The sequence below is a fragment of the Bradyrhizobium sp. SSBR45G genome (genome assembly GCF_030159255.1).
Taxonomy (GTDB): domain Bacteria; phylum Pseudomonadota; class Alphaproteobacteria; order Rhizobiales; family Xanthobacteraceae; genus Bradyrhizobium.
This window is the reverse complement of sequence record NZ_BSCT01000007.1, coordinates 180,484-204,300: the sequence shown is the minus strand read 5'-3', so window position 1 is coordinate 204,300 and position 23,817 is coordinate 180,484. Positions and strand designations below refer to the sequence as shown.

Genomic DNA, 23,817 nt, shown 5'->3' with positions numbered 1-23,817 from the left:
GGATCACATGGCTGCTTTCAACAAGTTCAACTGCTTCGTTCAGGACGTTGCGCATGCCCTCCACGACATGCTGACCGGAACGTCGCATGTCTACAGGATCTATCTCACCAACACGGCGCCCGTCGCGACCAACACGGTCTACAACACGCCGGCCGACCTCGCGACGGCGAACGGCTACACCGCAGGCGGGGTCTCGATCGGGACCATTACCGGCGGGCAGACCGCGGGCACCTTCCGTTTCATCGCCGGCAGCGATCCGTCCTGGACGGCGGCCGGCGGATCGATCGGACCGTTCCAATATGCGGTGCTCTACAACGCGACCTCGGCGACCAAGCCGCTGATCGGCTGGTGGGACTACGGCACGTCGGTCACGCTGACCAATGGCAACACGTTCACGGTCGATCTCGACCAGGTCAACGGCATCCTGACGATCACCTGACATGGCAGCATTTCTCGACATCTGCAGGTTCTTGCCCAGCGCTGGCGGCACGACGGACTGGACCTATGCCGCCGCCGTCCAGGGCTATCAGAGCCCGGCTGCGGCTGGCGCCGTGACTGGCCGGCTCTACAAATACAGGGCCGAGAGCGCCGATCTGACGCAATGGGAGATTGGCGAGGGAGCCTATACGTCGTCAACGGGCACGCTGGCGCGGACGACGATCCTGTTCACGTCGGCGGGGACGACGGCGAAGATCAACTTCTCTGCGGCGCCGCAGGTTGCGATCGTTGCGCTCAAGGAGGATCTGATCTCGATCGAGGAAGCCAACGCCTTCACCACGACGCAGCAGTCGCAGGCGCGCGCCAACATCGCGGCGGCTGCGACGCCGGGCAGTTGGACGCGAACGGTCATTGCCAGTGGCTCTGGCACGTACACGATCAAGGCCGGGTGCAGAGCGCTCCTCGTGCGGATGGTCGGGGCGGGTGGCGGCGGCGGCGGTGGCGGTACGGGTCCCAGCGGAGGCACCGGCGGTGGCGGGACCGCGACCGTGTTCGGTTCACTCACGGCGGCGGGAGGGGCCGGCGGCGGCGGAGCGGGAAACGCATGGCAATCCGGCGGCGCGGCCTCTGGGGGCGACATCAACATTCAAGGCGGCTACAGCATGCCAGCTCCGGGGGCCGGCGGGACTTCCTCGGTCTACCAGGGCGCCCCGGGTGGCGGATCCATGCTCGGATTCGGAGGCGCCGGTGGCTGGCCGGGGCAAAGTGGTGGTCCCGGCACCGGTTACGGAACGGGCGGAGGCGGAGGCGGCAGCGCCAACACATCTGCTGGCACCGGCGGTGCGGGCGGCTCTGGTGCAGGTGGCCTCGATAAGCTGATCGTTTCCCCCGCGGCGTCCTACTCCTACTCGGTCGGAACTGCCGGAGCGGGCGGAGCGGCCGGCGGCGGCACCGCTGCCGCAGCGGGCGGGCCCGGCGGGTCTGGCATCATCATCATTGACGAGTACTACTGATGTCGTTGCTCGGGTTCGATACCATCGGCCGATCGGCGATCGGGGAGATCCCGCGCAACGTCGGAACCAACACGATCTTCGCAGCGACGCCTTCCGCGCTCTTGCTGTCGGGGATTGCTCTCGGCTTCCAGACTGCGCTGTCCTCGGCCACCGGCAGTCTGGGTTGTGCCGGGCTTCCTGCGGCCGTCCGCCTCACGTTGTCCGGAGGGCAGAGTGGTTGGCTGACGTCCGGCCAATCCGTCCGATATGTGTTCGCTGCCTCTATCGGCAGCGGCGCCTTGATCGCGTCGGGGAATTCCGCTGTGGCCACCGCGACAATGCCTGCGAGCGGGAGGAATCACGTCGTTCTTGGCCAAGCGCCGGTCTTCGTCGGCTCGCTAGCCGTTCAGAGCGTGGCCTATCAATCGGCCGGATACAGCGTCGACTATCAACGTGGCTTCGAGGCCTGGTTTCCTCTCGGCCTGGTCGAAAGCCAGTGGAGCGGAAGCGACGATCCTGGGCAATCGTGGTCGCCGGCGCCAGACGTTCCCGACCATTGGCTAACCTCTTCTCGCTCATCCGTCCCGTGGGAGTCGATATCGTCTCCGGCCCCGCGCTGGAGCACCGACTGACGGGCGCACGGCGACCTTCGACAGATCGCGCTCGGCAATGAGGCCGCCGCCGGGCGGCTGACCTTGGCGCAATCGCAATGCCAGCATCTGGTGACGCGGCGCAAGCTCGCGCATGACCGTCCTCGAATGGAGGTGACATGTCTCTCCTTGCCTTTGGCGAATACCGGCCTGACGTCAGCGACTACGAGGGCCAGGCCACCCGGAATATCCAGAACGTGGTCCCGCGTGGCGATGGCTATGGTCCGTTTCCATCCTTCTCGGCCTACACATCCGCCCTTCCGGCCCCCTGCCGCGGCGCATTCTACGCCTTGAAGTCGGACGGCACCGTCGTGACCTTCGCAGGCACCGCAACCAAACTCTACCGCCTCAACAACACGGATTTCACCTGGCTGGACGTCTCCAAGGCCGGCGCGAGCTATTCACAACTGTCCGCCGCGGCCCAATGGCAGTTCGCGCAAACCGGCAACCTCGTGTTCGCCACCCAGGCGAATGCGCTGCTGCAGGTGTTCGACCTGTCCTCCTCGACCGCCTTCGACAATGCCCTGGGCGCGCCGCCGCAGGCTGCCTATATCAGCGTCGTCGGACGATTCCTGGTGCTGTCAGGCCTGCTGTCGACCCCCTACCGCATCCAGTGGTCGGGCTTGAACAACTTCAACTCCGCCACGTCATGGGACGGCCTGACGGTCGGCTCGGATCATCAGGACTTTCCCGATGGCGGCATCGTCCGCGGCGTTGCGGGGGGCGAAGCAGGAATCATCTTTCAGGATCAGGCGATCCGGCGCATGTCCTACGTGCCGGGATCGCCGATCATCTTCCAGATCGATCGCATCACCCAGGACAAGGGTCTCTACGCGCCATACTCGATCATTCGTGCCGGCGAACGGATCTTCTTCTATGCGGGCCAGGGCTTTCACAAGATCGAGCCGGGCGGCGTCCCGCAGCCGATCGGCCGCGAGAAGGTCGACCGGACGTTTCTCGCCGATGTCGACAAGGGCAATCTGCAATTGCTGATCGGCGCGGCGGATCCGCGCTCGACGCGCGTGTTCTGGTCCTACAAATCGGTCTCCGGTGCGATCGGCACCTACGACAAGCTGCTCGGCTATGATTTCCTGCTCGACCGCTTCTTCTCGATCGCGGCGACCGGCGAATACCTGCTCGGCATGTCGCAGACGGGGCTCACGCTCGAAAATCTCGACAGCATCTCGCCGTCGATCGATGCGATGACCCTGAGCCTCGACGCTTATGCGACGGCGGTGCAGCCCGAGATCGCGCAGTTCTCGCCAGGCCATGTGCTGGGCTTCTTCCGCGGCAGCAATCTCGAGGCGACGATCGAAAGCGCGGAGCAGGGCACCGACGATAACCGGATCATGATCCGCGGCTTTCGGCCGATCACCGATGCCACGACCCTGTTCGGATCGCTGTCCTCCCGCGACACGCCGTCGCTGCCGGTCGTCACGGGGGCGGAGGTCGCAGTCAATGGCCGCACCGGGCGATGCGACGTCCGCAAGGACACCCGTTATGCCCGCTTCAAGGTCCGGATCCCGGCTGGCGCGTCATGGACCTTCTGTGCCGGCGTGGTGCCGGATCTCATCGCGGGAGGCACGCTATGACCGCTTATGTTCCGGGAATCACCGAGACCGATCTCAAGAAGATCATCCTCGCGCTCCAGCAGCTCGCGGCCGGCCGCTCCAACGCCGTCGGCAGCGTAACGCTGACGACGGGGACGTCGACCACCGTCGTTACCGACAAGAACTGCTCGGCCGGGTCGACGCCGATCCTGACCGCGACGACGCCAAGCGCTGCCGCCGAGTTCGGCAACGGCACGATCTATGTGAGTGCGGTGGCCAACGGCGCGTTCACGCTCACCCATGCCAATAGCGCGGCGACAGCACGGACATTCCTCTATGCGCTGCTCGGCTGAGCTCGCCTGTGTCGATCCCGGCCAGGTCGGGTTGATCTGGCCGCAGGTCGCAGCGCGCGTGCGGCGGGCGGTGCTGCGGACAGGACTGTCAGCTTTTGCCGACATCGAGCGTGACGTTCTCGCGGGACGTGCGCTGCTGTGGCTGGCGCTGAGCAGAGATGGCGACACCGTCGCCATCTTGTCGGTCGCGACAACACGGATCGAGGTGACGGAGACCGGCAAGATCTGCGTGATCGTCGCCTGCCAAGGGCGGGATCGGCGCCGCTGGCTGCCGCTCATCGGCGGCATCGAAACCTATGCCAGGGCCGAAGGCTGCCGCAGCGTCCGCATCTTCGGACGCAAGGGCTGGCAGCGCGTGCTCGATGGCTACGCGCAGACACATGTGATCATGGAAAAGGAGATGAGGTGATGGCCCAGTTCGACGGCAGAGAGTTCGATCCGCAGACCTATGGCAGCACCGGCGTCGCCGGGCTCTTCCAGGCGTTTCAGAATATGATGCAGCCAAAGCCGGGCGTGCCGGAGCAGGACGGCGGCAGCGCACCCCGGAATTTTTCTCCAGAAACTCCCTTCAGCCCACAGCAGGATCTCATTCAGAGACTTCAGAGGCAGAATGTCGACTATCAGAATGCCAATCCCGGACCGATTCCAGACGTTGCCCCGACGCAGAAGGCCGCCATCCGCGCGGCCGTGGATGCTGGTGTCGACCCCGTACAGCTCTACAGGTACGTCAACGTTGAAAATCAGAAATGGGACAATCGGGCCGTATCGACCAACGGAGCGGTTGGTATCACTCAGATTTACGAGCCTCGATGGAAGGACATTAAAAGCTATCTGATCCGATCCGGCAGGGCAGACCTTGCAGATAAACTAACAGACCGCACCGACCCCTATCAGAATGCACTCGCGTGGGCTTACGAGTTCAAGCACAATTCGGAACAGGCAAGATCCCTTCTTGGCCGCGATCCGACGCCGGCCGAAACTTACATGTACTGGCAGACGCCACAGTACGCGCCCAAGATCTTGACGGAACGAGAAAAGCTGCTTCGCGACAGTATGAAGCAATCACCAAATGCAGATGACGGGGAGATAGAAGCCATCATCCGCCAGAACCCTTCGATCTATCGAGGCGGCAACATGAAGTCGGAGGAGGTGATCGACCACGTCGGAAAGTTGATGAATCGCGGGACCGACGCATATCAGCGCATGGGCGGGGCCGTGATCGCTGGACAGTTCACGCCACCATGGCCGACCAAAAGTGCGCCGATCTATCCGGTTCAGGCTTCACCATCGGCCTCTCAGCCGCCCGCCGCTCCAAACACCGGCGGGCCTACACGTGTCCTCCGATCTCGGTCGGAGGACCGTTAGTTCGTTGTCATCGAGCGTTCTTTTCTGTGCTCCGAGCTCATCTGATGGTCACTCAAATTGAGTTGAACAGGTCGGATGAAGAAATTAGATGAAAGGAGCTTCGCCAATGGGCGGACAATCAACCAGCACGCAGACCCAACAATCCCAGACACAGCCGTGGCAGCCGGCGCAGCCGATGCTGCAGAACATCCTGTCTCAGGTCGGCAGCGGCCTCAACAATACGGGGCTGACCGGCGCCGAGACTGGTGCGCTCGATCAGCTGAAGCAGAATGCGGCCCAAGGCAATCCCTATGCCGGCGACATCGGCTCCTATGCGCAATCGCTGCTCAACGGCGGGAATGCCCTGGCGCAGGCGCCAGGCGTTCAGTCCAATCTGCAGACGCTGCAGGGCCAGCTGACGCCTTACGCCAATGGCAGCATGATCGGCAACAATCCCGCGCTCGCCGCCCAGCTCGCGCAGATCCAGAACGACGTCGGCAGCTCCATCAACGGCCAGTTCGCGGCGGCGGGGCGCGATTTCAGCGGCGCCAATCAGATGGCCTATGGCCGCGGCGTTGCGGCGGCTGAAGCGCCGGTGATCGCGGCGCAATACAACCAGGACGTCCAGAACCAGCTCGCCGCGGCGAACGCGCTCTACGGCGCCGGCAATACGACGGCCAACATGCTCGGTGGCTTGCAGCAGCAGTACCTGGCCAATCAGGGCCAGGGCGTGACCGCGTCGCAGGCTGCGCTCGATGCGCAGAACTACGGCGCCAATGCAACGCTGGCCGAGGAGGCGCAGCGCCGCGGCATTCCGGTGCAGGCGCTCGGGCTGCTGGCGCAGATCGGGACGCCGATTGCTGGACTGGGCCAGCAGTCCAGCGGCACCTCGACCGGAACCCAGGAGATGTCCGGGGCAGATCAGTTTGCAAAGATTGCAGGCGGCATCAGCGGTCTGATCGGCGCGATCAAGAAGTAGTCGGGCGTCGATCGTCCAGCCGAGCGTGGACCCATTTGAAGGGAGTGGTTGCGAATGTCCGATGAACCCGAGGCGCTCTTGACCGGGGCTGAATTCGAGCTGCAGAGCGCCGGCTATCGGCCGATGCCGGATCCGGAGGAGCGGCCGGATCGCGAGGAGATCGAGAGCGACGCCACGTCGCTGCGCGAAGCGGCCGAGCGAAGGGCCGACTCCCGCTCGCCGGTCATGGTCCGGGAATACGTCGACGACTCCGGCAACGTCGTCGACCCGAGCGAGGCCGTCACGTTGGAACGGGCTGCGCGTGATCATGCGCGGATCAGGGCCGCAGAAACGGATGAAGCGAAAGCGGAGATTGTTCGTCCTGGCGAGGGCGATGAACTGAGCGGTGTGCTCACCGACCCGACCGATCGTGACGAGGCGGAGCGCGTTGCCGAACCGACCAGGGCGGACGAGCAGGACGCCGACCGGCTCGCGCCGGAGCTGGAACGGGCGCTGAAGCATCCGCAGGTGCTGCAGGCCATCGAGGAAAAGATCGGTGAGGCGGAGGCGGCCCGTCAGTCCTACCGTGACGGGCTGGCGTCAGCGGTCCAGATCGCACAGGCGAGCTTTCTCAGCCAGTTCCCGGAGTTTGCCGGCATGCCCGCCGAGCAGATTCCGGCCGCTCTCGCGCAGATGTCGCGCGAGGACCCCGGCAGGTTCGAGCGCGTCCAGACGGCGGTCGCGCGGTCCGACCAGTTGCTGGCGCAGCAGGCTGAGGAGCAGCGCCGGCAGGCGGAGCTTGCGCAGCGCAGCTTCCAATCCTTTGCGCAGGAGCAGGACAGCCAGCTCGAAGCTATGCTCTCACGTGAACCGCGAGCCACGCGCCAGGCAGTCGCCGCCGAGATTGTCACCGCCGCCAAGGAGAATGGGATCTCACCCGCAGAGCTGAAACGGCTGTTCGAGACCGAGCCGCTGATGCGCCATGCGAGCTTCCAACGAATGATGTATGACGCGGCGCGATACCGGCTGATGATCAGGGCGAAGGACGCCGTGGTCACGAAGGCCGTTCCGCCGGTGATTCGTCCCGGCGTCTCGGTGTCGTCGGGCGAACGTGCGCGCAGCGATCTCCGCGCGCTGAACGCTCGGCTGTCCTCGTCGGGTGATCTCAAGGACGCCGTCGCGCTCTATCAGGCCCGCAGGTCCGGCAGGCCGTGAGGCGGTCAATGACGAACCCCGTGATGGCGGTGCTGGCCGAAGCCCGCAGACAGCGCGCCCCGCTGTTCGCCCGCTGGTGCGAGCGGGAGCGGGAAACGTTCCTCCCGGCGTCTCCTGCGGCCGTCGCCCGCTTCGCCAGAGACCACGCAGGCCTTGGCGTAGAGAGGCTCTGGGAGGCCGTTGCCGAGGTCTCCCGAACGCATGCGGCGCTGGGCCTCGCGGACCCGACGGCAGGAGCTCCCGTCGCGCTCGCGATCGACGACGTTGCCGGCGTGTCGCCGCCACGATCCTGGCCCGGCGGCTGGAAGGAGCGGTTCAAGGCGCTGCCGCATGACCTCAAGCTCTTCATCGCCGATCATGAAACGAAGCGGGAGAGGAGCCTGAGGCGCACCCAGCACGCGCTTGCGCATGCAAACAAAAGGCTCACCCAGATCCAACCCGCGCCTGGCGCAACGGAAGAGGACAGTACCGATGAAGCAGCATCGCGGCACCCCGACGCTGGAAGACCGGATCGATCAGATCCGCACCGAGATTGAACGTGTCGTCGAGGAACGCGTCGACGCTGTCGCCAAGGAGAGCCCCGGAGTGCCCAGGGGCGTGATCCGCAACCTGCTGGTCGCCCGGGCGCCTGCCTGCGCCTGCGAGCAGTATCTGATGCTCAAGCGGTCAACCTAGCAACGGGGGCAGACCTCAACTCCAGCGTCAACAATATTCCGGATGACTTCGCACGAGATCCCGGCAGCCGCCTCGGCTGCCTTTTTCATTTCGAGGATAGCATGACACTCTATCGCTGGTCGCAGACCGCATCCGCGGACGCTACGGCAGACCCGACGATCAACTGGTCCGAAGGGCAGGCGCCCTCGAGCATCAACGACTCCGCCCGCGCCATGATGGCGGCAACGGCGAAATACCGCGATGACATTGCCGGGGCGCTCACGACAACCGGCACGAGCACGGCCTATGCGGTGACGAGCAATCAGCAGTTCGATACGCTGCCGCATCTCAATGGTCAGATCATCGCCTTCACGCCGCACGTCACCAACGGCACACCGGTGACGCTCAACGTCGACTCCCTCGGCGCAAAGCCGGTGCGCAGCGCGCCGAACGCAGACCTTCTGCCCGGAACGATCATCCAGGGAACGCCCTATGTCGTAGTCTACAATCACGTCGACGGCAGCTTCTATCTGCACGGCTTCTACGGCAATCCCTACAACATCCCTCTCGCAGCCGGTCTAGACTTCTGGGGCACAACCGCGCCCAATAGCTGCTTTGCTTTCCCCTACGGCCAGGCGATCAGCCGCATCACTTACGCGACCCTGTTCGCCGTCGTAGGCACGACCTATGGCGGCGGCGACGGCAGCACGACGTTCAACTTGCCGGATTTGAGGGGGAGGGTGATCGCCTGCCCAGACAACATGGGAGGCACGACTGCCAACCGGTTGGTGGCTGGTAGCATGGCTGCATTTCGTCACAGTTTAGGTGGAGCCGGAGGGGAAGATGCTCACACGCTCACAATTTCTGAGATCCCGGCACATATACACAACAATACTCTTAGTGATCCGAGTCACGCCCACGCCTCGTCGCACTCGGGAGTAGCTCTTGCGTATCAAGGCGCGAGTAGTATCGGAATCACGGGAAGCTCCGCTCTCCAGATCGCGGCAAATGTCGCATTTGGAATAAGTGCTTCAACCACAGGAATTACTCTCAATAATGCTAGTCAAGGTGGCGGGCAGGCTCACAACGTGGTGCAGCCAACGATCCTCGCGAATCGAATTATGCGAATTCTCTAAGTGCCTTTCTGGAAGATGAAATTGTTGGAGTAGCTCTTCTTCTTCCAGAACCAATCTCCATCGGTATTTTGATGAACGTCTGGTTCAAAAGATGACAAGGGAAGAAGTCTTCCCATGCTCACAAAGCGTCCAGAATAGCCAAGATCTAGAAGAAAAGAAAAGGTGTCTTTCATACGTTGTAGGGATACCAAGTGGCGATCGCACTCACACACGATTATTGGCGAACATCGAGCGAGAGTGCGCTGAGCGCCAAGTAGAACGTCAAGTTCGGCCCCTTCAACGTCGATTTTGATTGCAGAGATTGTTTCTCGTTCGGAGAAGTAGTCGTCGAGAGCAATAGTATTCACTCTTATCTCGTTTGAGAGATCCATTTGTTTGATGAGCGATGCGGCCGGCTGGTGGCCTAATGGAATAAAAAACTCCTTTGTCCCCGAAGACGAGTAGGCCGCTGCACGCTCTACAACGACGTTCTTCATCGAAAAAGTCTGAGAGAGACGAGATAATCCATCAGCTAAATCAGGCTGAGGCTCAAATGCTATCGTTCGGCCCGGAGCCGACCATCGAGAGAGCCAGTAAACAAAGCTTCCCTTGTTCGCTCCAATATCGCACACAACATCACCGGGCCGAATGTGACGACGCAATTCTGTAAGCTCAATCCTATGATCGCGAAATCGAGAGCGAAGGACTCTCACGAGATATCGAGAAGATTCACGGTCGAATAGAGCGCTAGCGGAGAAGGTCACGATTGCAGCCAGGTGGTTTCAAGAGGACACGGTGGGGGCCGGGCAGGTAACGGATGCAATCAGTATCGCATTGTGCCGCTTGGTCACCCAGCATCAGGGATGTGCGCTACACTTTTGCACCACGTAACACAAAATACCATCAAAAAATGCGGGCCAAAGTTCCGCAAGGCGGGCAGCTTCAAAAAGCTGCGGCTGTTCGCTGAGTGTCACATCAATCGCGATGTCATCCTCGGAACCTCTCTCGCCGCCCAGCTGACGGGAGTTGTGTCTGAACGTTTATTTTATACCCCACCACCAGTGATCGAAATCACCGCCTGTCCAACTTGCTCGCCGTCTCGTCTCGCGGCTCAGTCCAATGCATAGGGCCAGTGTGCCCATCCCTACAAGAGCAATTTGAAACGATAACGGCATCTTCGGAGCTTTCGACAAAAACGAATCTGATGAAGAAAGAATCATACTTGCTGTAGTCTAGAAGGTAAGTGGTGATGGTTAAAATCGATAGTATGAAAGAAGCCAATTCCGCAAGATGGATCAAGACGAGGCTGGTCCGGGATCTCACGCCTTGCGCCCGCCGCCTTGTCGCCGCCAAGGCCCGATACCAGTCCATTGCCAAGCGCACCGGGGTGCCCTGGGCAATCATCGCCGTGATCCACGAGCGCGAATCGTCACAGAGCTGGTCGCGTTCGCTGGCGCAAGGGGATCCTTGGGACCGGGTGTCGATCCACGTTCCCGCCGGGCGGGGTCCGTTCGACTCGTGGGAGGATGCGGCGGTCGATGCGCTCGTCAATTGTGCGCCGTATGCGGCGCGTTGGCGGGACTGGTCGATCGGCGGCGCCTTGACGCTGCTCGAGCAGTACAACGGGCTCGGCTATGCGCGCCGCGGCGTGCCGTCGCCTTATGTCTGGGCCGGTACCGACCAATATCGCGCAGGAAAATATGTTCGGGACGGCGTCTATGATCCCCAGGCGGTCGATCGGCAGCCGGGTTGTGCCGGTCTGCTCAAGGCCATGATGGAGATCGACCCGACCATCAGCTTTGCGGTGGGGCTGAAAGAGCCGAAACCGCCGCCCCTCGACGGGCCGCCGCCACCAACCCAGGCATCGATCAGGCATCCGGCAAAGGGCTCCATTGGAGCCCTTTTTGCTGCCCTGTTGAAGCGTGTTCTCGGCGATCGCTGAACGCGTCTGCAGCAGGGCCGTCCCGGCGTGCTGCAACCGACCGGTTGCCGATTGAGCGGCGCGGAAACTCCAGCGCGAGCATCGCGCGCCGCACGTCTCGTGCAGGCGCGCGGCAAATTTTCACATCTCATGGAAAGGCTTGGTCATGTGGACAAGAGTCAAGGCCGCGTGTCGGCATTCGCTGACGATCGCGTGGGGTTATGCACTGGCGTTCATCGGATTTCTGCTCTCGATCCTCGACGGTCTCAGCGACGCTCTCGGAGATCCTGCCCTGAAGGATCAGATCAGCGCTGCGATCGGCGATAGCCGGGCGGTCGGCCGGATTCTGCTGCTGATTTCGCTGATCACGATCGCAGCGCGGCTGCGCTCGCTGAAGAAGGCGTCGTGACATGTGGATGAGCATTCTTGGCTTTCTCGGTGGGCCCGTGATCAAGGGGTTGATCGACGCCTATCAGGCGAAGCTCAAGGCCGGAAATACGGACTCCAAGATTGCAGCTGATCTCGCGGCGACAGAGATCGCCGCGCAGGTCTCCGAGACCGAGGCTCAGCTCCGGTTGCGCGCAGCCGAGATCGGCTGCTGGTACGAGCCGGACAAGCTCATCGGCTACTGCGTATCGATCTATTTCGCGAAGCTGCTGGTGTGGGACAAGGTCCTCGGACTCGGCTCGACGGATCCCCTGGCGGGATTCGCGTCGACCACGGCAAACCTCGTCATTTCCTTCTATTTCGCAAAGCGCGGCTTCGAAAACGTAGCGAGGATCATCCGACGATGAGCATGACGCATGACGAGATCAGGGCGGTCGTCGCAGAGACACTGGGCAAGCAGAGCCAGCTTCAGCGCGACGATATGGACGCCGTCGTGATGAGGGCGATCGTCACCATTCTCACCTCGTTTGGCATTGAGGAGGAGGATCGCAAAGAGCTGCGCGCCGATTTTCAGCACCTGCGGCGCTGGCGCAAGAGTGTGGAGCAGGCGCAGAGCTATACGTTCAAGGCCGTGATCACCGTCATTGCGACGGGTCTCGTCGGCGCGATCTGGCTCGGCGTCAAAGTCGTGCTCGGAAAGTGAAGCCGTGGCGAGCCAGATCTTGCGGCGGCCCCGCCGTTTCCGCATCAACGAGGTCGATGCGTACGATCCTGACATCATGGAGGTCTTGAAGGATCTCCATGCGCGCACCTTTCTCGATCGGGCGCCTTTGCCCGATTTTGAAATCGGCCATTGGTGGATCACGACCGAGACGGGACGACCCACCGCATTCGCTGGCCTCATCCCGTCCGCTCTGGGCGACGGAATAGGCTATCTCTCACGGGTCGGTGTTCTCCGGGAGCGTTGTGGATATGGGCTTCAGCGGCGCATGATCCGCGCGATCGAGCAGCGTGCGCGACCGTCTGGCCTGTATTGCATCGTGTCCGACACGACGGACAATATCGTCTCTGCAAACAACTTCATCCGCTGCGGATATTCATTGTTCCAACCGGTGCAGCCTTGGGCATGGGGAAACTCGCTGTACTGGCGGAAGATGATCGGCGCCTGAGTTGTTGCCGTCGCAAGTCTCATTGCAGTGCAGCAGATGCTTTGTGTCCGACAGCATTGGCTTGGGGGACTGTTGCCGCGGCAGTGATTGGGCTAACCATGCGTCGGTTGGATGCTCAAGACAGCGAGCGTCCGTGTAGGCAAAGATCGCTCGAGACGATCGAAGGTCGGGGAGGGACTCCGGATGCCGGCTGAGGTTGCCCTGCCGGATCGTAGGCCGCGGCCGGCTGACGCCCCGGCGGCCTTGGCAGGCCTGCTCGTGGTCGATTTCACGCGTGTCGTCGCGGGGCCGGCGTGCACGCAGACCCTGGCGGATTTCGGAGCCGAGGTCATCAAGATCGAGCAGCCGATCAAGGGTGACGATACCCGTGCTTACGAGCATGCCGAGCTTGGCGGCGAAAGCGCGGCTTTCCTCAGTCTCAATCGGAACAAGCGGGGCATCGTACTTGATCTCGCAACCCCGAAAGCCAGGGAGATCGCGCGTGCGCTGATTGCCAAGGCGGATGTCGTGGTGGAGAACTTCTCGTCTTCGGTGATGGAGAAATTCGGCCTCGACTATCCGTCGGTGGCCAGCAGCAATCCCGGACTGATCTATTGCTCGATCTCGGCCTATGGCCGCACCGGACCGTTTGCCTGGCGCTCGGGATTCGATCCGATCACCCAGGCCGAAAGCGGCTTCATGTCGCTCAATGGTTTTCCTGATGGTCCGCCGGTGCGGACCGGGCCGCCGATCGTCGACTTCGCGACCGGCATGTCGGCCTGCAATGCCATCCTGCTGGCGCTCGCAGCGCGCCAGCGGCTCGGCCGGGGACAGCACGTCGAGGTAGCCCTGTTCGACGTGGCCCTGGCGCTGACGGGTTTCTCCGGAATGGCCTATCTCATGAACGGCGTGAATCCGTCGCGAACCGGGAACTCACCGAACGAGTCGCCCACGGTCGGTCTGTTCGAAGCGTTGGACGGTCCGCTGTATGTCGCCTGCGGCAACGACAGGCTCTGCCATCGGCTGGTGACGGAGGTCCTTGGCCGCCCGGAGCTCCTGAGCGACAGCCGCTTTGCCACGCGGAAAGCGAGATGGACCAACCGCGCCCAACTGCGCAGCATCCTCGCTGACATTCTTGCCACAGACCGGATGGATGTCTGGATCTCCCGGATGAACCAAGCCGGGGTCCCCGTCGGTCGCGTCCGGTCAGTGGCCCAGGCCTTCGAGGCGCCCGAGGTCCGGGCACGGGATCGGATCTGTCGCGTTCCACACCCAACGGTGAGTTCGATCCCCAACATCGAGCCGGCGATCACGATGCAGATGACGCCCGCCGTCGAGCCTCATGCGGCGCCGCGCCTGGGTGAACATACCGCCGCTGTTCTGCGTGAACGGCTCGGATACTCCGAGCAGGAGATCGACGATCTTCGCCAGCAGGGGGCGTTCGGGCCGAACCACCCAGTCGTCTGAACCCTGGGACGGCAGCAAATCGCGGGTTAGCGAAATGCCGGTTCAGGGCACGCGCGGCTGTTGCACCGCTGAAGGAATTGCCATGATGTTTCAGCTGGCTTTTGCCATGTTGTCGTCCTCCGGCGAATTCAGATACATGCCGGACATGGTATCGACCCAGCACAGATGATCGTGAACCTTATTGACACCGGAGACGTTTTCAGCGGCCACGATCGCCGCCTGCCGCGAACGTTCCTCGGTGATGACGCCGCTCAAATGAACGATGCCGTCCTTCACGATGACCGACAGTCCGAACGGACACCAATCGTTCTTCTCCAAGGTGTCGATGACGCGGTTGCGGATGTGGTCGTCATCGGCCGTCGGATCCGGTACCTGCCGCCCCAGCATGGCGACCGCCTGCAGCAGATTCGCCCGTGACACGATGCCCACGACCTGATCGCCCTTGACTACCGGCAGCCGCTTGACATGGTTCCGTTCCATGAGCTCGACGATTTCCGCCAGCGCGGCGTCCTCCGTGATGGTCAAAGGAGACTTGGTCATCACTTCCGAAACCCTGCGTCCGTGCTCGTGAACAAAATCCGCAGCCGATTTCCCCGGGCCCAGAATGAAGCGAAGCCAGCGACCACGCTTGCGCCCGGTGCCGATTTCCGCTCGACGAATGAAGTCTCCTTCCGAGACGACGCCCACCAGCTTGCCGCCCGCATCGACCACCGGCAGGCCACTGACATGGCGTTGAAGCATGATGTTGGCCGCATCCACAATCGACGTATCTGGCGTGACAGTGATGACTGGACGGGTCATGATCTGATGGGCGCGCATGGCAAACTCCAAGGTCAAAAGCTGATCAACGGTAATCCTCTGGTCAAGGCGTGACTTGACCCAGGTCAAAGGGGACGGGCATCCGTCATTGATGCAGCTCAAGGTCATGGCCTGCACCGAGGGCTATGAAACATGGCGACGATCCAGCGAGAGGAGACGTGCCTATGTCCGAGCTCTCCGGGGCGAATGCCGTGGCCGAGGAAACGGCTGCACTCACCGAGCGTGTTGCTTTGTCCAACAAGCATGCGCTCGAACTGCTCATCGGTTCCCAGCAGATCATCTTGGAAGAGATGCTGTTCGCCAGCAACGAGGCACTGGATCGCGCGCGGACAGAAACGCATCTGTTCGCCGAGTTCGTGTCAAAGCTGGCGGGTGTGCATTCCGTCAAGGGAATCCAAACGATGGTCCAGGAATGTGGACAGCATCAGCTTGACTTTGTCAGGCGCGACTGCGACCGGCTTTTCAGGAACGGGCAGCGCCTCATTGATGCCAGTGTGAATCTCGTGGGGCAACGGTGGCGGAACTAGAGCGTGCAGGTACGTCGCGTCCGGACCCACGGACACGCGAAGAGCAGACCCATAACGGCCAGAATGTTCTCGACGATTCTGCAGAGGCCGCTCTTGCGGGGACAGCGATCGCGCCGCTTGGTGCGTCCAACGTAACGTCGGCTGCCCAGGACGCCCACGCTGGCGCGCATGAGTTTCGACGCGACGATCATGAACTGGACAGGGCCTTCAGCGCGGTTCTGGCACGCATGACCTGCGGCATCTCGCCAGCTGCATTGTCGATGGCCTATCTGGATTGGGCGTGTCATCTGGCGGCGGCGCCTCAGCGCCAGATCGAGATTGCCCGTGACGCTTGGCATGGCGCGAGGCAGATTGCCGAGCGATCATTGCATCTGGCCGATCCGAACCGCAGTCCTTGGGACCTGATCAAACCGCAGGCGAATGATCATCGGTTTTCCAAGCCGCAATGGACGACGCAGCCGTTCAACCTGTTTGCTCAGGCGTTCCTGCTCGGCGAGGATTGGTGGCACATGGCAACGACCGGCATTCGTGGCGTCGATCCGGCCAACGAAGCCGTCGTTGATTTCTCGCTTCGTCAGATGCTCGATGTGTTCGCGCCATCGAACTTTGCGGCGACCAACCCTGAGGTCGTGGAAAAGACGTTTCAAAGTGGGGGAGAGAATCTGGTTTTCGGCTGGCAGAACTGGCTCAGCGATCTCATGCAAGTGCTGCAGCCGGGCAAGGCATCGAACGGCGCGGATTTCGTGGTCGGCAAGACGGTGGCGACCGCGCCAGGCAAGGTCGTGCTTCGCAATCGGCTGATCGAGCTGATCCAATACGCGCCGACGACTGAGCGGGTGCGGCAAGAACCGATCCTGATCGTGCCCGCCTGGATCATGAAATACTATATCCTGGACCTGTCGCCCCACAATTCTCTGGTCAGATATCTGACCGACCAGGGCTTCACGGTGTTCATGATCTCGTGGCGCAATCCCGGAGCCGAGGACCGCGACCTTGCCTTCGACGATTATCGGTCGCTGGGCATCATGGCCGCTCTCGACGCGATCGGGAAGATTGTTCCGGACGCGCCCATTCACGCGGCAGGCTATTGCCTTGGAGGTACGCTGCTCTCGATCACCGCTGCAGCCATGGCACGGGACGGTGATACCCGTCTCAAGACGATCACCTTGTTTGCCGCGCAGACCGATTTCACCGAGGCGGGGGAGCTGACACTTTTCATCAACGAAAGCCAAGTCGCCTTTCTCGAAGACATGATGTGGGAACGCGGTTATCTCGATACGACACAGATGGCCGGTGCGTTCCAACTGCTCCGATCCAACGATCTGATCTGGTCGCGGGTCTCCCGCGACTATCTGCTCGGCGAGCGAGCCCATCCAAGCGATCTGATGGCCTGGAACGCGGATGCGACACGGCTTCCATATCGCATGCACTCCGAATATCTGCGCAAGCTGTTTCTCGACAACGATCTCGCCGAGGGGCGGTATCGGGTCGAGGGCAAGCCTGTGTCCCTCTCGGATATCCACACGCCGATGTTCGTCGTCGGCACCTTGCGCGATCACGTCGCGCCGTGGAAATCGACCTACAAGATCCACTACGAGGTCGATGCGGACGTCACGTTCGTTCTGGCAAGCGGCGGACACAATGCCGGCATCGTGGCGCCGCCCGATGAGCAGGGATATTCGCATCAGGTGCGCACCAAGGCTGCCGATGCGCCCTACCTCGGACCTGACGAGTGGCAGAGCACGTCGCCGCGAATCGAGGGATCCTGGTGGCCGACCTGGACTTCCTGGCTTGCGCGGCAGTCGGGAGAGCCTGGCGTTCCGCCGCAAATCGGGATGGGTGCCGCAGACGATCTTGGCAGTGCGCCCGGCGACTACGTCCACACGTAGCTTGAACATCCTTTTTACGTTGTCATAGGAAGTCGTGCGACGTCGGCCTCGAGTGTGGTCCGAAGCGTTGACAGGCATTGCTGGAGTGTCGCCTCCGGCGTTCCAGACGCATTGACCTGCAACCAATCCAGGGCTCCGATGTCATAGCGTTCCTGGTCCCGGGCGACCTCGCTTGTTGCATCGGATGCGTCGTTGACCCGATGCTGAATCCGTTGCTGTCGGGTACGCAGGTCGGCCGAAAGGAAGATTCCGGCAAAGCGCACGTTCAGTTGCTTCGCGACGTTCTTGATCGCCTCCCGCTCGTCGGGCCTGGCAAACACGGCGTCGACGATGACCGGAAATCCCTGAGCCAGCACGCGAGCGGCTCGATCTGCCTGTTCCCGATAGACCCTTGTGCTCGATTCGGGGGTGTAGGCTTGCTTCGGAAGCCGATCGGTTTGCCCCACGCCAAACAGCGTCTTGCGCAGAACGTCGCTGCGGAGAACGATCGCTCCCGGTCGCGGGGACAGGACAGGCGCGAGGGCTCGCGCCAAAGCGGATTTTCCGGTCCCGGAGAGGCCGCCGATTGCGATCATCGTCGGCGGGGCAGGCTGAACAAGTTCGCGTGCCAGTTTGAAATAGCTCTCCGCAATAGAGAGAATTGCCGAGGCATCGGCGTTCGCATGGTCGGCACGTTCGCGATCGAGCTTGGCAAGAAAGACTTGTGCGCGGATGGCAGCGCGAATGCTCATGAAGAGCGGCAGCAGCGCCAAGCCATCGATCTGGTCCGGTGCGGCGATCGAGAAATATTGGTTCAGCAGATGATTGGCCGCGACCGGAAGCCCGAAATGCAGCAGATCCATCAGCGGGAACGCGAGGTCGTAGAGTACATCGATCGTCGCGATGCTTTCGTCAAACTCGATGGCATCGAACAAAACCGGCTTGTCCTCGATCATCACGATGTTCGCCAGATGGAGGTCGCCGTGGCAGCGCCGCACGTGGCCGTTGGTGGCGCGCCGCTCGAGCAGCGGCGTCAGGCGGGAGAAGGCCGAATGGCAGAGCTTGCTGAACGCCTCGACCTCGGTCTGCGGAAATCGCGGGCTGGCTGCCAAGCTCGCAACGGAAGCGTCGATCCAACGTGGGATGCAATCGATCCATGTGTTGAGCGGAACCTCGGCGGCAACGCGATGGGAGGTCGCGATCGTCTCCGCTAATTGGTCGGCCAGGCCGGCGCTCACCTGACCGCTGCGAGCCAAATGATCGAGCGTCTTGCTGTCATCGAAGCGACGCATCTCGACCGCATACTCAACCGGAGTGCCGGATCCGTCGATGTCAAATGATCCGTCCGGAGCCGTCGTGATTGCGACGACGCGCAGATAGATGTCGGGGGCGAAGGGACGATTGACCTCCACCTCCTTGGCGCATGCTGCCTTTCGCAGCGCCAGGGTCGAATAGTCGAGAAACGGAAGTCGGACTGCCCGCTTGATCTTCAAGGCGCGATCGCCGATCAAAAAGACGGACGCGGCGTGCGTATCGATCCGGCGGACGTCGGGATGCCGGTGCAGGTCGCACAGGAAGGCGAAGACAAGATCCTGATCGTGCGGCGAGGTCATGAGCTGTCGAGTCCGGTTGCAGGAGTCAAAAATCGGGGACAAGAACGGCGGCACCGACAATGTCACCCTGCCTCAAGCGGGAAAGAACGTTGTTCGCGTCGGACAATGGATGGGCTGTCGTGTGTGTCTGGATATGAGCCTCCTGAGCAATGCGCAGAAAGTCCATGCCATCCTGGCGTGTCAGGTTGGCAACGGACATCACGTGGCGTTCGCCCCAGAGAAGCGAGTAGGGGAAGCTTGGAATATCGCTCATATGGATTCCCGCGCAAACGACCCGCCCGCCCTTTCGTATTGCCCGCAAGGCAGCCGGCACGAGCTGGCCGGCAGGCGCGTAAATGATTGCCGCATCCAGAGCAACGTCGGGACGCTGGTCCGCCGCACCCGTCCATGTTGCGCCGAGCTCTCTGGCGAAGTCTTGCGCGGTTCGGTCATTCTCACGTGTGAACGCGTAGACTTCACGACCCTGCCAGCGAGCAACTTGGGCAACGATATGACCTGCAGCTCCGAATCCGTAGATCCCGAGCCGTTGGGCGTCTCCGGCCATGACCAGCGACCTCCAGCCGATCAAGCCGGCGCACAACAGCGGCGCGGCGGCGACGTCATCGCTCAGACCTTCGAGCGAAAATGCATAATTCGCGTCGGCGACGGCGTGGGTGGCGTAGCCGCCATCGCGTGTATAGCCTGTAAAGGCTGGTGCATCACAAAGATTCTCCATCCCACGTACGCAGAACGGGCAATGGCCGCAGGTGTGTCCCAACCAGGGAATACCGACCCGCGCCCCAAGCCGATGCATTGTGACGCCTGCTCCGATGCGATCGACGTGGCCGACGATCTCGTGACCGGGAATGATCGGATATACGATGTCGGGCAGTTCGGCATCGAGGAGATGCAGATCGGTGCGGCAGACGCCGCATGCGCTGACCCGGACACGAATCTCACCGGGGCCTGGCTCAGGATCGGCAAGGATTTTGGGTTGAAGCGCTCCTCTCGGCTTTTGCAACACCATCGCATGCATCGAAGGCCTCCTGGAGCGTTTTGGCTTCAGGGAATACGTCGTTCTCTTTCGCACCGGTTTGATGCTCCTCAAGGTGACTGGTACGCCTGAGCGCCTATCAAGCGCGAGCGAGGAAACCACCTCCGTGCATCAAGACCTGAGCTGGCGTAAAAGGGGTCCAGTGGTGGGATGATAAGTCACGCTGGACCCGCGGTGTATTGAATCTAAGATGCCGGCGCGGGACCTCACCGCCTTTCGCAGGCCCATTGCTGGATATCGAAATGTCGACTTACCGATTGCGGAACCTGCTTTTGCCTCGTTCGATCGCCCTGGTTGGAGGCAGCCCACGGCTGAATTCGGTGGGACGAGCGATTCTCGACAACGTCATCAAGGCGCACTTCGAGGGGCAGCTCGGTCTGGTCAATTCACGCTATCCCGAGCTCTCCGGCGTTGCGTCCGTTGGCAGTCTCGCCGAGTTGCCGTTCGTGCCGGAACTGGTTGTGATCACGACGCCGCCTCCCTCGATTCCTGATCTGATCGACCGCGCCGGAGCTCTCGGGGCTGCCGGGGCGCTGATCATCACATCAGGCCTCGGACATGGAGCGGGATCACTGGCCGAGCAGGCTGAGAAGGCCGCGCAAAAGTACGGCATGCGTCTGGTCGGGCCCAACTGCTTGGGCATCATGATGCCCACCATCAAGCTCAATGCGAGCTTCTCGGCGCACATGCCGGTCGCAGGAAGCCTGGCGCTGATTTCACAGTCCGGCGCCATCGCAGCCGGAATGGTGGACTGGGCTGCGCAGCGCGGGGTGGGATTTTCAGGCATCGTCTCGATCGGCGACCAGCTGGACGTCGATCTGGCCGACCTCCTGGACCACTTTGCCTTGGACGGCGGCACACGTGCGATCCTTCTCTACATCGAAGCCGTCAAGGACGCCCGCAAGTTCATGTCGGCGGCCCGAGCGGCCGCCAGGGTCAAGCCGGTCGTGGTCGTCAAGTCGGGCCGCGGAGCCGTTGGCGCAAAAGCAGCGGCAACGCATACGGGGGCCCTGGCAGGAGCAGACGCGGTCTACGAAGCGGCGTTTCGGCGTGCCGGCGTTCTGCGCGTGTCGGATCTGCGCGAGCTTTTCGACTGCGCGGAAACCCTGGGGCGGGTCGAGTCGCCGACCGGCAAGAGGCTTGCTCTTCTCACCAATGGTGGCGGAATCGGTGTGCTCGCGGTGGACCGGCTGGTCGAACTCGGTGGCATCGCGGCAACGCTGTCTCCTGCTGTTCATGACAGGCTCGACGCCGTGCTGCCGTCTACATGGTCGGGCTCCAACCCGGTCGATATCGTCGGCGACGCTGATGCGGCGCGCTATACAGCGTCGCTCGAGGTGCTGCTGGCGGACCAGGCCAACGACGCTGTGCTCGTGATGAACGTTCAGACCGCCATCGCATCCGCAAGCGACATTGCAACAGCTGTCACTCAATTCGTCAGCGCCTATCGCAAGCAGCATCGGCGCTGGGCCAAGCCGGTGCTTGCGGCATGGGTCGGCGCAGAGCAGTCGGTCATCGAAACGCTGAGCGGCGCGGGAATTCCTAACTATCCCACCGAGGACGATGCGGTTCGCGGATTCATGCATCTGGTCCGCCATCGCGAGGTGGTCGAGTCGCTCGCCGCGGTCCCGCCGGCGATGCCGAGCTCCTTTGCGCCGGACGTCGAAGCTGCCCGCCAAATCGTGATCAACGCGCTCTCCGACGGGCGAACCTGGCTCGATCCGGTCGAGATCAGTCGGTTGCTGGAAGCTTACGATATCGCGATGGTGCCGACGTTCGCGGCGGCGTCGGTCGAGGAGGCGGTCGCCTATGCGAACCAGCTTTTCGCCCAGGGCGCGACGGTCGTGCTCAAGATCCTCTCCCGGGACATCGTTCACAAATCCGACGTCGGCGGTGTCGTCCTCAATCTGACAACGACCGAGGCCGTCCGCAACGCGGCGAACGAGATCACCGCCCGTGCCAAGGCCGTTCGGCCCGACGCACGGATTTCCGGCGTGATCGTGCAGGCCATGGTCGTGCGCGCCAAGGCGCGCGAACTGATCATGGGCATTGCCGATGATCCGACGTTCGGGACCGTGATCGTGTTTGGGCGCGGCGGTGTCGCGGTCGAGATCATCAATGACAAGGCGCTTGGTCTGCCGCCGCTCGATCTCCAACTTGCTCGCAACCTCATCGAGCGCACGCGCGTCTCCCGATTGTTGCAGGCCTATCGCGATGTTCCGGCGGTCAAGCCGGATGCGGTCGCGATGGTCCTGGTCAAGCTCGCGCAGCTTGCAGCAGATGTTCCCGAGATTCGCGAGCTTGACATCAACCCGCTGCTTGCCGACGAGAGCGGTGTCATGGCCGTCGATGCGCGTGTCGCGGTCGGCAAGGTGCCGCCGAAATTCAAGGGGGCTGGACCGTCGAACTTTGCCGTCCGACCATATCCGACCCAATGGGAACGGCATCTCCAGATCAAGGATGGCTGGCGGATCTTCGCGCGGCCGATCAGGCCTGAGGACGAGCCGATCATTCACGAACTCCTCAAGCATGTCACGCCTGAGGATCTCCGCTTGCGCTTCTTCGCGCCGATGAAGGAGTTCACGCATGAATTCATTGCGCGTCTCACGCAGCTCGACTATGCGCGCGCAATGGCTTTCGTTGCTATCGACGAAGCGACCAACGAGCTGGTCGGGGTTGTCCGAATTCATTCCGACTCCGTCTATGAGAGCGGAGAATACGCGATCCTGCTGCGGTCGGATCTCAAGGGCAGGGGGCTCGGCTGGGCGTTGATGCAGCTCATCATCGAGTACGCCAAGGCTGAGGGCCTGAAGATGATCTCCGGCGACGTGCTGCAGGAGAATAGCGTCATGCTGGAAATGTGCAGGAATCTCGGCTTCGAGGTCAAAACCGATCCGACCGAGCGCGATCTTTGCAACGTCAAGCTGAGACTCTGATTTTTCTTCCGCTTTCCGCGCGGCGCGGTCAAGTCGTGTGGGCGTCGTTGGGCGAGGAACTTGCTGCTTCGCTTTCGGACGAGCCATGCGCGCGGAGCGCTCTGATGATCATCGTCGCAATGGGAATGACCAGGAGTGGAATCAGGCTGTTGAGTGGATGATTGATCACGCTTGAGACATGGGTTTGCAGCGACCGCGCTTCCAACTGAAGGGCGTCCATTGATGAGGAATGAATCTCGTTGGCCAGTTCGAGTTCTCGGCCGGATGGAGCGCGCGACGCGATGATCAGCAGGATCGCTGCGATCACGAAGTTCGAGGCGCCGAGCGCCGCTGCTGCGATCACCGCCGTCGTGACCTGGACCAGGGCAAGATAGGCCGCCAGCTCGAGCATCAGAAGCCCAAAGACAGCAATCAGCGCAGCAAAGGCGCGCAATCCGAGTCCAACGAGCATATGCCGAAGCCTGATGTCGGCGATGACACGGTCGGTCCTCCAGAGGACACGCAAATGTTTAGCGACATTGTCCGTATCCATTCAGGTTCTCCGCAGTAGCAGGCCGACAGCCACACCGACCGCAAATGCTGCTGCAGCCGCCATGATCGGACGGGCTTGAATCAGCCGTTCAATATGAAAGTCAGCATCCCTCAGGCCTGCGCTCAGGGATCCGATTGCTGCCGCGGTCGGCTCCGCGATCGGTTGCCCGTCTGGACCAGCGCGGTGTCCACCAGTGTTTCGCATCAGCCGGCCGACTTCACGCGTCAGAGCATCCAGCTCGTTCCTGAGTATCGCAGGGTCGATTGCCATGTTTTGTCCTGTTGTCGGATTCATTGT

25 protein-coding genes are annotated in these 23,817 nt (G+C 62.1%); 20 read left to right on the top strand and 5 right to left on the bottom strand.

Annotated features, from left to right (window positions below):
* Positions 1-7: 7 nt before the first annotated feature.
* From QQL87_RS12035 to QQL87_RS11985, 11 genes are all read left to right on the top strand, one after another.
* Entirely contained in the window at positions 8-439 is a 432-nt protein-coding gene (locus QQL87_RS12035) for a hypothetical protein (protein WP_284417976.1), read from the top strand.
* Between the two features lies 1 nt (position 440).
* Entirely contained in the window at positions 441-1,451 is a 1,011-nt protein-coding gene (locus tag QQL87_RS12030) for a hypothetical protein (protein ID WP_284417977.1), read from the top strand.
* A complete protein-coding gene (locus QQL87_RS12025) occupies positions 1,451-2,062 on the top strand; it encodes a hypothetical protein (RefSeq protein ID WP_284417978.1) in 612 nt (203 codons plus the stop codon). Before QQL87_RS12030 ends, QQL87_RS12025 begins: the two co-directional genes overlap by 1 nt.
* A gap of 137 nt (positions 2,063-2,199) precedes the next feature.
* Entirely contained in the window at positions 2,200-3,672 is a 1,473-nt protein-coding gene (locus tag QQL87_RS12020) for a hypothetical protein (protein WP_284417979.1), read from the top strand.
* Positions 3,669-3,983: a hypothetical protein gene (locus QQL87_RS12015; protein ID WP_284417980.1), complete on the top strand. Its 315-nt coding sequence runs from the start codon at positions 3,669-3,671 to the stop codon at positions 3,981-3,983. Before QQL87_RS12020 ends, QQL87_RS12015 begins: the two co-directional genes overlap by 4 nt.
* A complete protein-coding gene (locus tag QQL87_RS12010) occupies positions 3,967-4,392 on the top strand; it encodes a hypothetical protein (RefSeq protein ID WP_284417981.1) in 426 nt (141 codons plus the stop codon). Before QQL87_RS12015 ends, QQL87_RS12010 begins: the two co-directional genes overlap by 17 nt.
* Positions 4,392-5,348: a hypothetical protein gene (locus QQL87_RS12005; protein ID WP_284417982.1), complete on the top strand. Its 957-nt coding sequence runs from the start codon at positions 4,392-4,394 to the stop codon at positions 5,346-5,348. The genes QQL87_RS12010 and QQL87_RS12005 overlap by 1 nt, the downstream gene beginning before the upstream one ends.
* A gap of 106 nt (positions 5,349-5,454) precedes the next feature.
* On the top strand, positions 5,455-6,306 hold the full coding sequence (locus QQL87_RS12000; protein WP_284417983.1) for a tail fiber domain-containing protein: 852 nt from the start codon (positions 5,455-5,457) through the stop codon (positions 6,304-6,306).
* A gap of 54 nt (positions 6,307-6,360) precedes the next feature.
* The gene (locus QQL87_RS11995) at positions 6,361-7,500 is read left to right on the top strand and encodes a hypothetical protein (protein ID WP_284417984.1); all 1,140 of its coding nucleotides are present in this window, start codon (positions 6,361-6,363) and stop codon (positions 7,498-7,500) included.
* Between the two features lie 471 nt (positions 7,501-7,971).
* Positions 7,972-8,175 carry a hypothetical protein gene (locus tag QQL87_RS11990; protein ID WP_284417985.1) on the top strand — a complete coding sequence of 68 codons (204 nt, stop codon included), beginning with the start codon at positions 7,972-7,974 and terminating at the stop codon, positions 8,173-8,175.
* A 101-nt stretch (positions 8,176-8,276) separates the two neighbouring features.
* Entirely contained in the window at positions 8,277-9,290 is a 1,014-nt protein-coding gene (locus QQL87_RS11985; RefSeq protein WP_284417986.1) for a phage tail protein, read from the top strand.
* Here QQL87_RS11985 and QQL87_RS11980 read toward each other — a convergent pair.
* The gene (locus QQL87_RS11980) at positions 9,287-9,901 is read right to left on the bottom strand and encodes an FkbM family methyltransferase (protein ID WP_349817336.1); all 615 of its coding nucleotides are present in this window, start codon (positions 9,899-9,901) and stop codon (positions 9,287-9,289) included. The two genes, QQL87_RS11985 and QQL87_RS11980, sit on opposite strands and share 4 nt — an antisense overlap.
* Positions 9,902-10,518: 617 nt before the next feature.
* On the opposite strand from QQL87_RS11980, the gene QQL87_RS11975 reads away from it, so the two are divergent.
* From QQL87_RS11975 to QQL87_RS11950, 6 genes are all read left to right on the top strand, one after another.
* Positions 10,519-11,211, top strand: coding sequence for a hypothetical protein (locus QQL87_RS11975; protein WP_284417988.1), 693 nt, complete (start codon positions 10,519-10,521; stop codon positions 11,209-11,211).
* Between the two features lie 145 nt (positions 11,212-11,356).
* Complete coding sequence (locus QQL87_RS11970; RefSeq protein WP_284417989.1) at positions 11,357-11,599, top strand: hypothetical protein; 243 nt, start codon at positions 11,357-11,359, stop codon at positions 11,597-11,599.
* 1 nt (position 11,600) lies between these two features.
* Complete coding sequence (locus tag QQL87_RS11965) at positions 11,601-11,984, top strand: hypothetical protein (RefSeq protein ID WP_284417990.1); 384 nt, start codon at positions 11,601-11,603, stop codon at positions 11,982-11,984.
* On the top strand, positions 11,981-12,280 hold the full coding sequence (locus QQL87_RS11960; protein ID WP_284417991.1) for a hypothetical protein: 300 nt from the start codon (positions 11,981-11,983) through the stop codon (positions 12,278-12,280). The genes QQL87_RS11965 and QQL87_RS11960 overlap by 4 nt, the downstream gene beginning before the upstream one ends.
* A gap of 4 nt (positions 12,281-12,284) precedes the next feature.
* Positions 12,285-12,746: a GNAT family N-acetyltransferase gene (locus tag QQL87_RS11955; RefSeq protein ID WP_284417992.1), complete on the top strand. Its 462-nt coding sequence runs from the start codon at positions 12,285-12,287 to the stop codon at positions 12,744-12,746.
* 183 nt (positions 12,747-12,929) lie between these two features.
* A complete protein-coding gene (locus QQL87_RS11950; RefSeq protein WP_284417993.1) occupies positions 12,930-14,192 on the top strand; it encodes a CaiB/BaiF CoA transferase family protein in 1,263 nt (420 codons plus the stop codon).
* 90 nt (positions 14,193-14,282) lie between these two features.
* On the opposite strand, the gene QQL87_RS11945 is transcribed toward QQL87_RS11950, so the two are convergent.
* Positions 14,283-15,011: a CBS domain-containing protein gene (locus QQL87_RS11945; RefSeq protein ID WP_284417994.1), complete on the bottom strand. Its 729-nt coding sequence runs from the start codon at positions 15,009-15,011 to the stop codon at positions 14,283-14,285.
* Positions 15,012-15,175: 164 nt separating this feature from the next.
* On the opposite strand from QQL87_RS11945, the gene QQL87_RS11940 reads away from it, so the two are divergent.
* Entirely contained in the window at positions 15,176-15,538 is a 363-nt protein-coding gene (locus QQL87_RS11940) for a hypothetical protein (RefSeq protein ID WP_284417996.1), read from the top strand.
* Between the two features lie 227 nt (positions 15,539-15,765).
* Positions 15,766-17,427, top strand: coding sequence for a PHA/PHB synthase family protein (locus tag QQL87_RS11935; RefSeq protein ID WP_502871160.1), 1,662 nt, complete (start codon positions 15,766-15,768; stop codon positions 17,425-17,427).
* Positions 17,428-17,441: 14 nt separating this feature from the next.
* Here the strand turns inward: QQL87_RS11935 and QQL87_RS11930 are convergent, their stop codons facing one another.
* Both QQL87_RS11930 and QQL87_RS11925 read right to left on the bottom strand, forming a co-directional pair.
* The gene (locus tag QQL87_RS11930; protein WP_284417998.1) at positions 17,442-19,019 is read right to left on the bottom strand and encodes a bifunctional aminoglycoside phosphotransferase/ATP-binding protein; all 1,578 of its coding nucleotides are present in this window, start codon (positions 19,017-19,019) and stop codon (positions 17,442-17,444) included.
* A gap of 25 nt (positions 19,020-19,044) precedes the next feature.
* Positions 19,045-20,034, bottom strand: coding sequence for a zinc-dependent alcohol dehydrogenase family protein (locus tag QQL87_RS11925; RefSeq protein ID WP_284417999.1), 990 nt, complete (start codon positions 20,032-20,034; stop codon positions 19,045-19,047).
* Positions 20,035-20,294: 260 nt separating this feature from the next.
* Between QQL87_RS11925 and QQL87_RS11920 the strand changes: the two genes are divergently transcribed.
* Positions 20,295-22,988, top strand: a complete 2,694-nt coding sequence (locus QQL87_RS11920; RefSeq protein ID WP_284418000.1) for a bifunctional acetate--CoA ligase family protein/GNAT family N-acetyltransferase — start codon at positions 20,295-20,297, stop codon at positions 22,986-22,988.
* Positions 22,989-23,016: 28 nt separating this feature from the next.
* Here the strand turns inward: QQL87_RS11920 and QQL87_RS11915 are convergent, their stop codons facing one another.
* A complete protein-coding gene (locus QQL87_RS11915) occupies positions 23,017-23,520 on the bottom strand; it encodes a phage holin family protein (RefSeq protein ID WP_284418001.1) in 504 nt (167 codons plus the stop codon).
* Between the last annotated feature and the right edge of the window lie 297 nt (positions 23,521-23,817).